The following is a 13,552-nucleotide window of genomic DNA, read 5'->3' on the forward strand; positions in this document are numbered from 1 at the left end:
ACCATGGCACGAACAGGCCCAGGCTCCGCCGCCAAACGCACTCTCGTGTGGCTCGGCGTAGTCTTCGCACTCCTTGCGCTGCTGCTCGGCGGCGGCTCGCTGTGGAGCAACGCCAGCTGGACACCAAAGCTTGCCCTCGACCTCGAGGGCGGTACGCAGATGATTCTTTCGCCGCAGGTTCAGGGAGGCAGTGACGAGATCACGCCCGAGCAGTTGGACCAGGCGGTTGAAATCATCCGCCAGCGTGTCGACGGCAGCGGTGTGGCTGAGGCAGAGATCAGCACCCAGTCCGGACGAAATGTGATCGTCGCGCTGCCGGGCATACCTGAACCGGAGACACGTGAACTGATCCAGGCGTCCGCCCAGATGGAGTTCCGGCCTGTACTGCTCGGTGGACCCGGGCTGGCTCCGGCGGCTGAAACGCCGACACCGGAAGATCAGCTGCCGACACCGACTGCGGAGCCCACGAACGCCAGCGACCCGAACTGGATCACGCCCGAAGTCCTGCAGGAATTCGAATCCACTGACTGCACCAGTCCAGAGGCCCTGCAGCCTGCAGTGGAGCCGGCTCCGGCTGATCAGCCCATGGTCGCCTGTGAACCGGATACCCAGGGCAAGTACATCCTTGGACCGGTTGAGGTTCGTGGCACCGAGATTGAGTCTGCTGATTACGGTATGGCCCGCAGTGCGCAGGGCCAGACCCTGAATGAGTGGGTTGTCAACATCGACTTCAACGATGAGGCAACTCAGACCTTCCGTGAGGTCACCGAACGGCTGTTCGCCATCGGCTCGGGAGACCCGAGGAACCAGTTCGCCATCGTGCTCGACGGCGTGATCGTCTCCGCTCCCACCACCAACGCTGTGATCCCCGACGGCCGACCGCAGATCAGCGGCAGCTTCACCGAGGAATCGGCTGCAGCACTGGCGGAGCAGCTCAAGTACGGTGCGCTGCCGATCAGCTTCGAAATTCAAAGCGAGCAGCAGATCTCCGCAACGCTCGGTGCTGACCAGCTGCGGCTCGGGCTCATTGCCGGCATCATCGGTCTTGTTCTCGTAGCGGCGTACTCGCTGTTCCAGTACCGGATGCTTGGCCTGGTGACAATCGCCTCACTCGTTGTCGCCGGCGCACTCACCTATCTCGCGATTTGTATCCTCGGATGGACCGAGAACTACCGGCTGTCCCTCGCCGGTGTGGCCGGCCTCATCGTGGCGATCGGACAGACGGCAGACTCGTTCATCGTCTACTTCGAACGCATCCGTGATGAGCTCCGCGACGGCCGCGGTCTGGTGTCGGCTGTGGAGAACGGCTGGCGGCGAGCCAAGCGAACCGTGCTCGCGTCCAAGGCAATGAACCTGCTTGCCGCCGTCGTGCTGTACTTCGTGGCCGTCGGTAACGTGCGCGGTTTTGCCTTCACCCTCGGCCTGACAGCTATCGCCGACCTCGTCGTCGTGTTCATGTTCACCCACCCGGTAATGCGTCTGCTCGCCATGACGCGGTTCTTCGGGGAAGGCCACCGCTGGTCGGGAATGGATCCGACGCGCCTTGGCGCAATGCCGTTCTACCGCGGTGCCGGGCGCGTGCGGCACAAGCCTGCCGAGCGTCCCGTGGCGGTGGAACTGCGCGGCCGGAACAAGGCCTCTGCAGGAGAGGCCGAACGGCGGATGACCATCGCCGAGCGGCGCCTGGCGGAACAGCGGAAAGCTGCTGAAGAACAAAAGACCGTCGCTGCGCAAGCACGCGGATCCGAGAAAGGGGAAAACCGATGAGCCGTTTCAGCTTCGCCGAATTCGGAAATGAACTGTACACCGGCAAACGGTCCTACCCCTTTGTGGGGAAGCGGAACCTGTGGTTTGCGATCGCTGGCGTCGCTATTCTGCTGTCGCTTCTCATCCCGGTCATCAAGGGCGGGTTCAACCTGGGCATCGACTTCCGGGGTGGTTCCGAGTTCACCGTGTCCAACGTGCAGGACACGAGCATTGCAGCGGGCGAACAGGCCGTCACCGATGTTGTGCCAGATGCTGTTCCGCGCGTGACAAATATTGCGCCGGAAACCATGCGCATCCAGACAGAGCGCCTGAGCGATGACCAGACCCTGAGCGTCCGCGACGCGCTGATCGGCGCCTACGACGTCACTGAGGAAGATGTAACCTCCAACTTCGTGGGACCGACCTGGGGTGAGGACGTCAGCCGCCAGGCGATCATTGGCCTGATTGTGTTCGTGGCCCTCGCCGCCGCGCTGATGGCGATCTACTTCCGCACGTGGAAGATGTCGGTCGCTGCGATGGCGGCGCTCGTGGTGGTCATGATCACCTCCGCCGGAATCTATTCGCTCAGCGACTTCGAAGTTACGCCATCGGCGGTCATCGGTTTCCTCACGATCCTGAGCTATGCGCTGTATGACACGGTCGTGGTCTTCGACAAGATCCGGGAGAACACCGCTGACGTGGACGTTTCCAGCAAACGGACCTTCGGCGAGCAGGTCAACCTGGCGGTCAACCAGACTCTTGTCCGATCGATCAACACGTCGGTCGTCGCCGTCCTGCCAGTGGCTGCCATCTTGTTCATCGGTGCCATGCTCCTCGGGGCAGGAACCCTGAGGGACCTGTCGCTCGCGCTCTTTGTGGGCATCATCATCGGCACGCTTACCACCGTGTTCATCGCTGCCCCTTTGTACGCGATGCTGCGGATGAAGGAGCCGGAAATCCAGAAGCAGGAAAAGCGGGTGCTTCATCGTCGCTCGCTCGAAGCGAAGGAATCCGGAACGGTCCCGGCTTAGCTGCGCTACAGCGTGGCGGCGCTGAGCGCTCGTACACGGATCCTGAAACGGCCCGGCACATCCTTGTGCCGGGCCGTTCTGCATGCCTCAGGCCCAAATAAATATTGATCCTTACGTTTCGAGGCAAAACGTGTAGGGGAGACCTCCAGCGGTGGATAAACTTGGATAGTCAACCAGGGTGTGGCATGTTGTAGCCTTACCTGTCCCGGTGGGGCTGGTTGGAACTGCAACGGAAGTGGGGTTTTGGGTGGCTGAAGCCAGTGGTCCCGGACGCCCGTCCGGAACCGGACCTTCCACGGGTTCGGGGGTTGAATCCCGCGCGCAACCAACCCGAGTGGTAGCGCCTGTGCCGGTGCGCCCCGGGCCGTCGTCGTCGGTTCCCACCGAGGGGCCGAGCGCCCCCGGCCGGAGGGAGCGCACGCGCGCCCGTCTCGCACGCCTGGCCGGGCTCGGAAGCACTGGCTATTCTCCTGTCCTGGAGCCGCTGCTGCGCACCGTTCGTGCGAACAACCCCAAAGAGGATCTGGAGTTCATCAAACGCGCGTATGAGGTGGCCGAGCGCAGCCACGAGGGACAGAAGCGCAAGAGCGGCGATCCGTACATCACCCACCCCGTAGCTGTTGCCACGATTTTGGCTGAGCTCGGCATGACCGGGACCACGCTGGCTGCAGCCCTCCTGCACGACACGGTCGAAGACACCAGCTGCACCCTTGATGACATCCGTCGGGACTTCGGCCAGGAAGTGGCCATGCTTGTGGACGGCGTGACCAAGCTGGACAAGGTTTCCTTTGGGGATGCAGCGCAGGCGGAGACCGTCCGCAAGATGGTCGTCGCCATGGCGAAGGACATCCGCGTCCTCGTCATCAAGTTGGCCGACCGGCTCCACAACGCGCGGACCTGGCGCTTCGTCTCACCGGAGTCCTCCGCCCGCAAGGCGCGGGAAACCCTTGAAATCTTCGCTCCGCTGGCGCACCGCCTGGGTATGAACACCATCAAGTGGGAGCTGGAGGACCTCTCGTTTGCGGCGTTGCACCCGAAGGTCTACGAAGAAATCGTGCGGATGGTCGGCGACCGCACCCCTGAACGTGAAAAGCACCTGAACCTGGTCCGGGACCAGATCGGCGAGGATCTTCGCTCGGTCAAGATCAAGGCCACGATCACGGGGCGGCCGAAGCACTACTACTCCATCTACCAGAAGATGATCGTCAGGGGTAAGGACTTCGACGACATCCATGACCTGATGGGCGTAAGGGTCCTCGTTGATTCCGTGCGCGACTGCTACGCAACCCTTGGCCAGCTCCACGCGCGGTGGAACCCGCTTCCGGGCCGGTTCAAGGACTACATCGCGATGCCCAAGTTCAACATGTACCAGTCGTTGCACACCACGGTGATCGGACCCGGCGGGCGGCCCGTCGAGATACAGATCCGTACGCATGACATGCACCGTCGCGCCGAATACGGTGTAGCTGCACACTGGAAGTACAAGAACCAGGGCGGAGCCGGCACCAGCGGTGCCCCGGACAACAGCGATATGGGTTGGCTGCGCAGTCTCGTGGACTGGCAGCAGGAGACGTCGGATCCTGACGAGTTCCTCGACTCGCTGCGCTTTGAAATCAACGCCCGCGAAGTATTCGTGTTTACGCCCAAAGGCGAGGTCATGGCGTTGCCGGCTGGGTCAACGCCCGTCGATTTCGCGTACGCGGTGCACACGGAAGTCGGGCACCGCACTATCGGTGCCCGTGTCAACGGCAAGCTCGTCCCGCTCAACAGCGAGCTGAACCACGGCGACTGGGTGGAGATCTTCACCTCCAAGGCGGAGGGTGCGGGCCCAAGCCAGGACTGGCAGGGATTCGTCAAGAGCCCGCGGGCACGCAACAAGATTCGTCAGTGGTTCACCAAGGAACGCCGGGAAGAAGCGATTGAAAAGGGCAAGGACCAGCTGACCCGCACCATGCGGAAGCAGAACCTTCCCCTGCAGCGCATGATGACCCACGACGCGCTCATGGCGGTAGCCCAGGAACTGCGCCACACAGACATCTCAGCGCTGTACGCTGCGGTCGGTGATGGCCACACCTCGGCCCAGAACGTCATCGAGCATTTGGTCACCCTGATGGGCGGCCACGCCGGCGCTGAAGAGGACATCGCCGAGGCGACGGTCGCCACCCAGCCGAGACGGCCCAAGTTCTCCGACTCCGGTGTGACTGTACGTGGGGTCGGAGATGTGTGGGTCAAGCTGGCCCGCTGCTGCACGCCCGTTCCACCCGACCCGATTGTCGGCTTCGTCACGCGGGGCTCCGGTGTCTCAGTGCACCGCAATGACTGCCGTAACGTCCAGGAGCTTCGGGACCAGCCCGACCGAATTGTCGACGTCGAATGGGCTCCTACGCAGTCGAGCGTGTTCCTGGTGGAGATCCAGGTGGAAGCGCTGGACCGGAAGAGCCTGCTTTCGGACGTGACCAGGGTGCTGTCCGAGAACCACGTGAATATTCTGGCGGCGAGCGTGAACACCTCGACTGACCGGGTGGCGATGTCCCGTTTCGCCTTCGAGATGGGGGACCCCAAGTACCTCAGCCACATCCTCAGCGCGGTACGGCGGATCGACGGAGTGTTTGACGTCTACCGCACCACAGGCTCTCAGCGCCGTATTTAGCGGCTCACACGCATAGCCTCGCGAAGCCTGCCCAATGCACGGGATTTGCCCGGGACGCGTGGTGAACTCTCCAGCGAGAGGATCACGAGGTGCAGCGGGCAGCGCAGTTCCGGCGCTGCAGCGATGTTCTTCAGCGTCTTCACGGCCCACGAATCCTGACCGTGCACTGCGACGTCGAGAGCCGTCCGCAGGGGAGAGGTTACGTCCACCCCGCCGATGGTGTGAAGATCGCAGGGCCCAAGCGTCACCTGATGCATGACCGCTTCACTGAATGGGGGAAGAGCGGTGGTGCGCCGGCGATGATCTGTGACAAGACTGACAACGGCGGGCGCAGGAGCGCACCCGTACACCCACGCTGCGCTCTGGCGGGCGAGCGCTACCCGCCGATGCAGCGACCTGGGAACGGCGTTGATGGCCGACTGCGCTCGAATGGCTGGAGTGGACGGCTGATCCGTGCGTACATAGGACTCTCCGCACACATGGACCATCAGGCCGTCAAGCCGCATTGCCTGCAGCTCCACGTGGCTGAAGAGGGTTCCACCATGGAACAGCACTCCGCCCGTGGAGTTGATGGCAAGGTCCCGCCGGGCGGATGTGCGCCCCTGCACGGGAGATCCTTGCGTGAATGGCATGCATACAGCTTCTCCAACATGCCGACAAAGAGAAAGTCCCGGTCGAGCCGCTGTGGATAACGGTTCGACCGGGACTCGCGTCCTCAGCGTGCGGTGCCTGTAAGAACCCGCCTGAGGACGCCAGTGCCTATGAGAAGTCCTGTGCGGACTTCTGCAACATGTCCAGCCACTGCCGCCGCGCCTCGAGCGCCTCGCGTGCTGCGGCAATCCGGCGGGCGTCGCCGTTTTTCTCTGCTGCGGCCAGATCCTCTTCGAGGGAGGCGATGGTGCTTTCCAGTTGGCTGAGGGCGCTGTTGGTGCGCGCCTTCGTCTCCGGGTTGGTGCGCTGCCAATGCTCGTGCTCGGCCGCCTGTACGGCGTCTTCCACTTCCCGCAGGCGCGCCTCAACGCGACCCATGTCGGCGCGGGGAACCTTCCCCGCGTCTTCCCAGCGATCCCGGATGGACTGCAACACCTTCCGGGCAGCAGTAGCGTCCTTGACCGGCAAGAGCTGCCGGGCCTCCGCCAGGAGGGCTTCCTTCACCGAGAGGTTGGCGCCGTACTCCTCGTCGATCGCCTCATTCGCCGCCTTACGCGCGGCGAAGAAGGTGTCCTGGGCAGCGCGGAAGCGTGACCACAATGCGTCGTCGTCCTTGCGGCTCGCCCGCTTTGAAGCTTTCCACTCGTCCATAAGCTGGCGGTACTCGGCTGCCGTGTGGCCCCAGTCGGTGGAGGTGGACAGCTCCTCGGCACGACGGATCAGCGCTTCCTTGGCGCGTTTGGCCTCCGCGTTCTCATTGTCGAGCTGCGAGAAGTAGGCCCTCCGGTGCCGGTCGAAAACGGTACGGGCGGAGCGGAACCGCTTCCATAGGGCGTCTTCCGTGCCGCGTCCAAGCCGCATCCCTGACTTCTGGGCGGCTTTCCACTGCTCGAACAGTTCATTCATGCGGTTGCTGCTGGCCTTCCACTGCACCGTGGACGGATCCCGGCCCGCAATGTCCTCAGCTTCCGCAACGATCGCCTCGCGCGCTTCCAGCTCACGGGAACGAGCGGCATCCAGCTCCGCCTTCTCAGCGGATTCAAGTTCACCGATCAGGGTGATCAGCGCGTCCAAACGCGCTTCGAGCGCACGGACATTGCCCACCATCTTCCGCTCGGCCACTTGCTCAGCCAGGTGCGCAGCGGTCTTTCGCATGTCCGTTGTAGGCGCCTTGGCGTGCACCCGCTGCTCAAGCAGCGTCACCTGGCCCGCGACGTCGTCGTACTTGCGGACGAAGTAGCCCAGTGCTTCCTCACGCGGTGCGTCAGGGTATTGACCGACGGGGAACTCCTCGCCGTCCACGAGAAGGAAGACGTGACCGTCCTCTTCGACGCGGGCGAACTTCTCCGCTTCTTCCAGCGGAGTGGTGTGGATCGGGGGCGCGGCGACGACGGTGGGCGCTGCAGGACCGCTGGACCGGGGGGCGATGGCGGCCGGCGTCGGGCGGGGCCGTGCGGGCTTGCCGGGAACGGGAACAGGGGTGGCCTGCTGTTCGGGAGCCGGATCAGCCTGCTGCTCAGGAGCAGAGGGGCCCTCGGCAGCGTCGGGTTGTTCGGTTTCGGCCGCTTCGGTTACAGGCGTTTCGTCGGATTTCTGACTGTTTGTCACCGCTAAAAGTCTTTCGCTCGATGGACGGCGCAGCGGCCGCCTCCCGGTTGATTACTGCAGGGTTAATGAGTCTATCGCCACAGGAGTAGCCGGGGCTCCGTCCTCGCCGCCGCCCTCCACACCGTTTTCGGCGATCTGCCGGACAACGTCCAGTCCTGAGGTCACGGAACCCATGATGGTGTATCCGCCCGTGTTCTGTGGAATCTGCGAATCCTTGTAAACGATGAAGAATTGCGTGCCGTTGCTGTCTGTACTTGCTCCGCGGGCCACAGCAATGCTCCCGGCGGGGTACACGCCGTCCTCCGGCGTGTTCTCGACCGGCCCCCACTGGTAGTTTGGATCACCCGCGCCGTCGCCGTTGAGGGATCCGCACTGCAGCACGCCCATGGTCTCAGCGGTGGTCAGCCGGTGGCAGGTCTTGCCCGCGAAGAAGCCTTCCTCAGCCAGGGAAGTGAAGACGGCGACGGCCTGCGGGGCAAGGTTCCCGTCAAGCTGTACGCCGATGTCGCCGGCACTGGTGGCAAGGGAACCGGTGAATACCTTCCCCTCGGCGACCGACGGATCCGGAATGTTCGCGCTGTTGGCTGTCGGCTGGGCCGTGGAGCTCTCGGTAGCTCCGGGAGCTTCCAGCTGTGCCGCGGTGGGATTCGAACTGAACCAGAACAACTGAAGAGCGAGGGCAAGGGCCAGGACCGCTATTGCCGCAACGCCGGCCACGGTGCTGTCCCTCCGGCGCCGTTTCTCCTGGGTACGCTTCAGCTCCCGGCGTGCTTCGATCTGGCTGATATGACGGCGCATTTCGCGTCCGCGTCGGTCAATGGCCACGCGACCTCCTGGATCCGACGGTTCTTTCGCGTTGCTCGGGCATAGGACCGCCGGTTAGCACGGCCCACCACGTACCCCTAAAATGAATGCCGCAGACAGTGTAGGCACAGCCGACCGTTTACCTCACGATTCCTCGCACGATCCCGAACCGCCTGGTTGGGGACGCAAGCGTCATTGCCCAAGGAGAGTTGCTTACATGGCACGAAAGTCCTCGTTGTCCGGATTCCCCGAATGGTTGCCTCAGGAGCGCCTCGTGGAGCTGCACATTCTGGACACCCTGCGACGGACGTTCGAGCTTCACGGCTTCTCCAGCGTCGAGACACGCGCCGTTGAGACAGTCGGGCAGCTGCTCCGCAAGGGCGAGATCGACAAGGAGGTGTATGCGGTATCACGGCTGCAGGATGAGGACGCCGCAGGTGTATCCGGCGATGACTCGCTCGCGCTTCACTTCGACCTGACTGTGCCGTTTGCCCGCTACGTAGTCGAAAACGCCGGCTATCTTGCGTTCCCCTTCCGCCGCTACCAGATCCAGAAGGTCTGGCGCGGGGAACGACCCCAGGAGGGGCGTGCCCGCGAGTTCACGCAGGCCGACATCGACGTGGTCGGTGACGGGTCCCTGCCTTTCCGCTATGACGTCGAGCTTGCCCTCGTGATCGCTGAGGCGCTCGGTGCCCTGCCGATCCCCGATTTCCAGCTGCGCATCAACAACCGCAAGCTCGCGGAAGGCTTCTACCGGGGGATCGGCCTAACTGACACCCCCGGTGTCCTCCGCAGCATCGACAAACTGGAGAAAATCGGAGCAGACCGGGTTGCCGAACTGCTGAAGACGGAACTGGGTGCTACGGACGAGCAGGCTAAGGCCGCGCTCAGCCTGGCGGCGATCCGCACCGAAGACACCTCGTTCGTTGAACAGGTGCGCGCCTTCGGTGTCGAAGACCCGTTGTTGGACGAGGGACTGGCGGAACTCGAGCAGGTCATCGCCGAGGCCTCGAAACGCGCTCCCGGGAAGGTGATCGCCGATCTCAGCATCGCCCGCGGCCTGGACTACTACACCGGCACGGTCTACGAGACGGTGCTGGTCGGCCACGAGGCCCTCGGATCCATCTGCTCAGGCGGGCGCTACGACGCGTTGGCGAGCAAGGGCAACCGGTCCTTCCCCGGCGTCGGGCTCTCCATCGGCGTCACCCGCCTGGTGACGCGTATCCTGAGCCAGGACTTCGCCACTGCAACCCGTCAGGTCCCGACCGCGGTGCTGGTCACCCTCGCCAATGACGACTCGTGGTCCGCAGCCCAGGACGTCGCCTCGGAACTGCGCGGCCGGGGCATCCCGGTGGAGGTTGCAGCGTCGGCGGAGAAATTCGGCAAGCAGATCAAATTCGCCGACCGCCGGGGTATCCCGTTCGTCTGGTTCACCTCGGAGGACGGCACCCACGAGGTCAAGGACATTCGCTCAGGCGAGCAGGTGTCCGCTGACCCGTCGTCATGGACGCCGCCCGTCGAGGATCAGTGGCCGGCGGTCCTGCCTCAGGGCTGACGCTACGTGTGACGCCGTCGTCGCCTCAGCAGAACCACGGCGGCGCGGCCCAGCAGCCCTAGCAGGAGTATGACGGTCATGGTCAGCACGGACTGGACCGGAAGAGTGAACGCCAGCACCAGGCAGCCCACCACTCCGAGCACATTCAGGGCCCGCGGCGCATACCAGGGCCGGGTGGTCAGCGTGAGCGCCGAGAGGTTGGCCACCGCGTAGTAGAGCAGCACACCGAAGCTGGAGAAGCCCACCACCGTCAGAATGTCTGTTCCCAGCAGCAGCCCAATGACGACGACGGCGGCCGCCAGTTCAGCGACGAATGGGGTGGCCCGGCGCGCCGAGACAGCGCTGAACACCCGCGGCAGGTCACCTTCGCGCGCCATAGCCATGGTTGTGCGCGCGATCCCGCTGATCAGCGCAAGCAACGCGCCGAGACTCGCCAGCGCAGCGGCCATCGCAACCGCCAGCACAGGTATCGATTGACCGCTCGAAAAGACTTCAGTCAGGGGAGCGGCCGACTCGGCGAGGGCGTCCGGTCCGACTGCACGCAGCAGGCCGAATGCGAGCAGCAGGTACAGCGCCAGGGTGAAACCCAGTGCGCCGAAGATGGCGCGCGGTATGTTGCGTCCCGGCTCCCGCACCTCCTCGCCCATGGTGGCGATGCGCGCATACCCGGCAAAAGCGAAGAACATGAGCCCTGCCGCCTGCAGGACTCCGGTGGGTCCGGATGCCGGCGAACCGCCGTCGTTCGCGGGTTGTGTGAAGGCAACCACGATGACGAACGCGAGTACCGGCACCACCAGTGACACGATGATTCGCGTCATCGTCGCGGTACGCGTTATACCGAGCAGGTTCACGGCCGTCAGTGCCACCACTGCAGCCACTCCCGCCGCCTTCTCGAAGCCGGGGACCGCGTACAGCCCAAACGTGAGCGCCATCGCCGCGCACGAGGCGAGCTTGCCCGTAATGAAGCTCCACCCGGCGAGGAACCCGGGCCATTCGCCGAGCTGGCGCCTTCCATAGGTGTAGGTTCCGCCGCTCACCGGGTGAACCGTTGCCAGTTGGGCGGACGCCGCTGCGTTGGCGTAGGCGACTATCGCGGCGAGGGCGACGGCGAGGGGCAGCAGGGTGCCTGCAGCCGCTGCGGCGGGGGAAAAGACGACAAAGACACCCGCCCCGATCATTGATCCGATGCCTACGGTTGTTGCATCGAAGCCGCCGAGTTGTCTGTTCAGTGCCTGCGGCATGCGGAGGCCCCCGTCCCGTGAGAGGTGTGGCCGGGAGTGCAGTGCATCCGGCGGTAAACTCGAACATAGGGATTCAATCCAGCGATCTAATCCACTGATCTTAACCACACACCGGAAGGAATGCTGTGCTGCGCACACATGACCTTGGTTCCCTGCGGACCGGGCACATTGGACAAACCGTTACTCTCGCCGGATGGGTGGCCCGCCGTCGTGATCACGGTGGCGTGGCATTCCTCGATCTGCGTGATGCTTCCGGTGTCGCCCAGGTGGTGGTGCGGGAAGAGGATGTGTTCTCCAGCCTGCGCAACGAGTACGTGCTCCAGATCATCGGCACCGTCGAGAAGCGCCCCGAGGGCAACGAGAACCCGGCGCTGGCAACCGGGGAGATCGAGGTCATTGCCGAGAAGGTGACCATCCTGAACACCTCGGACCCGCTGCCGTTCCAGATTGACGAGCACGTCGAGGTGGGTGAGGAAGCGCGCCTCAGGCACCGCTACCTCGACCTCCGCCGTCCCGCTCCGAACGCTAACCTCCGCCTGCGCTCCGAAGCCAACCGGGTTGCCCGCGAGCTTCTGCACACGGACGGTTATGTGGAGATCGAAACTCCAACCCTCACCCGGTCGACGCCCGAGGGCGCCCGTGACTTCCTGGTCCCGGCGCGCCTGGCGCCCGGCTCCTGGTACGCGCTCCCGCAGTCGCCCCAGCTCTTCAAGCAGCTTCTCCAGGTGGGCGGCTTCGAGAAGTACTACCAGATCGCCCGCTGCTACCGTGACGAGGACTTCCGGGCCGACCGGCAGCCCGAGTTCACGCAGCTGGATATCGAGGCGAGCTTCGTTGAGCAGGATGACATCATCGCGCTCAGTGAGCAGCTCGTAGAAGCGTTGTGGAAGCTGATCGACGTCGAAATCCCGACCCCCATCCAGCGCATGACCTACGCCGACGCCATGGCGCGCTACGGCTCCGACAAGCCGGACCTGCGCTTTGGCCTTGAACTGACTGAGCTCACCGAGTACTTCAAGGACACCGAATTCGGTGTGTTCAAGGCGTCATACGTCGGCGCCGTCGTCATGCCCGGCGGAGCCGCCCAGCCTCGCCGGCAGCTCGACGCGTGGCAGGAATGGGCAAAGCAGCGCGGCGCCAAGGGCCTGGCGTATGTCCTCATCGACGACGACGGCAGCCTCCGCGGTCCCGTTGCCAAGAACCTGACCGACGCCGAACGCGAGGGCCTGGCCGACGCCGTCGGCGCTAAGCCGGGCGACTGCATCTTCTTCGCGGCGGGCGAGAAGTCTTCCTCGCGTGCGCTGCTCGGCGCCGCCCGCGTGGAGATCGGTCACCGGACCGGCCTGATCGATCCCGATGCGTGGGCATTCGTGTGGGTTGTTGACGCGCCGATGTTCGAACCGGCGTCGGACGCAGTGGCGGCAGGCGACGTCGCGGTGGGTTCGGGCGCATGGACCGCTGTCCACCACGCGTTCACCTCGCCGAAGCCCGAATTCGTGGACTCCTTCGACACCGATCCGGGCAGCGCGCTGGCGTACGCCTACGACATTGTCTGCAACGGCAATGAAATTGGCGGCGGATCGATCCGTATCCACCGCCGGGATGTCCAGGAGCGCGTCTTCGCGGTCATGGGTATCAGCGCCGAGGATGCACAGGAGAAGTTCGGCTTCCTGCTCGAGGGCTTCAAGTACGGCGCGCCGCCGCACGGCGGCATTGCGTTCGGCTGGGACCGTGTGGTTGCCCTCTTGGCGGGCAGTGATTCCATCCGCGATGTCATCGCTTTCCCGAAGTCCGGCGGTGGCTACGACCCGCTCACCGCGGCGCCTGCACCGATCACCGCGCAGCAGCGGAAGGAAGCAGGTGTCGACGCAAAACCGGACGCAAAGCCGGTTGTGAAGGCAGGCGTCAAGCCGGAGGCGTCGGCAGAGCCGAAAGCTGAAGAGAAAGCCGGCGCGAAGGCCTGACCGCGCCGCCGGGTGTGCAGATAATGCTGGAATGCCAGCGTGTTTCCGCCATTATCTCCACATCCGGCTATGCGCAAAGCGGCGGTGGACGTCTTCAAACGTCATCTCCTGCGTTCGTCCAAAAATATGGAAGAATGAACGTCGTACAACGTGCTCCGGGGTCGGTGTAATTCCGAACCGGCGGTTATAGTCCGCGACCCGCGTGCAGCCTTTCGGGGCAGCAAACGGTTGAGCCGGTGAAATTCCGGCACCGACAGTTAAAGTCTGGATGGGAGAAGCACGTGCAGCCACGACTGTGCCCT

Annotated in this window: 9 protein-coding genes and 1 riboswitch; of the genes, 5 read left to right on the forward strand and 4 right to left on the reverse strand. The window is 64.1% G+C overall.

Annotation, left to right across the window (positions count from 1 at the left end; genetic code table 11):
* The first annotated feature begins 3 nt into the window (after positions 1-3).
* The 3 genes from secD to AC4D2M_RS09160 all read left to right on the forward strand — a co-directional run bounded on the left by secD (position 4) and on the right by AC4D2M_RS09160 (position 5,427).
* Entirely contained in the window at positions 4-1,767 is a 1,764-nt protein-coding gene (secD, locus tag AC4D2M_RS09150; RefSeq protein ID WP_490891414.1) for a protein translocase subunit SecD, read from the forward strand.
* Positions 1,764-2,777, forward strand: coding sequence for a protein translocase subunit SecF (secF, locus tag AC4D2M_RS09155; protein ID WP_490891415.1), 1,014 nt, complete (start codon positions 1,764-1,766; stop codon positions 2,775-2,777). The genes secD and secF overlap by 4 nt, the downstream gene beginning before the upstream one ends.
* Before the next feature lie 346 nt (positions 2,778-3,123).
* Positions 3,124-5,427: a RelA/SpoT family protein gene (locus tag AC4D2M_RS09160; protein ID WP_490891763.1), complete on the forward strand. Its 2,304-nt coding sequence runs from the start codon at positions 3,124-3,126 to the stop codon at positions 5,425-5,427.
* Here the strand turns inward: AC4D2M_RS09160 and AC4D2M_RS09165 are convergent.
* The 3 genes from AC4D2M_RS09165 to AC4D2M_RS09175 all read right to left on the reverse strand — a co-directional run bounded on the left by AC4D2M_RS09165 (position 5,424) and on the right by AC4D2M_RS09175 (position 8,511).
* On the reverse strand, positions 5,424-6,035 hold the full coding sequence (locus AC4D2M_RS09165; protein WP_490891416.1) for a hypothetical protein: 612 nt from the start codon (positions 6,033-6,035) through the stop codon (positions 5,424-5,426). The genes AC4D2M_RS09160 and AC4D2M_RS09165 overlap by 4 nt on opposite strands.
* A gap of 151 nt (positions 6,036-6,186) precedes the next feature.
* Complete coding sequence (locus AC4D2M_RS09170) at positions 6,187-7,686, reverse strand: DUF349 domain-containing protein (protein WP_490891417.1); 1,500 nt, start codon at positions 7,684-7,686, stop codon at positions 6,187-6,189.
* A gap of 51 nt (positions 7,687-7,737) precedes the next feature.
* Positions 7,738-8,511, reverse strand: coding sequence for a peptidylprolyl isomerase (locus AC4D2M_RS09175; protein ID WP_490891418.1), 774 nt, complete (start codon positions 8,509-8,511; stop codon positions 7,738-7,740).
* Between the two features lie 196 nt (positions 8,512-8,707).
* Between AC4D2M_RS09175 and hisS the strand changes: the two genes are divergently transcribed.
* Positions 8,708-10,045 carry a histidine--tRNA ligase gene (hisS, locus tag AC4D2M_RS09180; RefSeq protein ID WP_490891419.1) on the forward strand — a complete coding sequence of 446 codons (1,338 nt, stop codon included), beginning with the start codon at positions 8,708-8,710 and terminating at the stop codon, positions 10,043-10,045.
* Between the two features lie 2 nt (positions 10,046-10,047).
* Here the strand turns inward: hisS and AC4D2M_RS09185 are convergent, their stop codons facing one another.
* On the reverse strand, positions 10,048-11,286 hold the full coding sequence (locus AC4D2M_RS09185; protein WP_490891421.1) for an APC family permease: 1,239 nt from the start codon (positions 11,284-11,286) through the stop codon (positions 10,048-10,050).
* Positions 11,287-11,411: 125 nt separating this feature from the next.
* Between AC4D2M_RS09185 and aspS the strand changes: the two genes are divergently transcribed.
* Complete coding sequence (aspS, locus tag AC4D2M_RS09190) at positions 11,412-13,250, forward strand: aspartate--tRNA ligase (RefSeq protein ID WP_490891422.1); 1,839 nt, start codon at positions 11,412-11,414, stop codon at positions 13,248-13,250.
* A gap of 147 nt (positions 13,251-13,397) precedes the next feature.
* Positions 13,398-13,534, forward strand: a riboswitch (FMN riboswitch).
* Positions 13,535-13,552 lie beyond the last annotated feature (18 nt).

This window comes from Arthrobacter sp. TJ-270 (assembly GCF_058269075.1).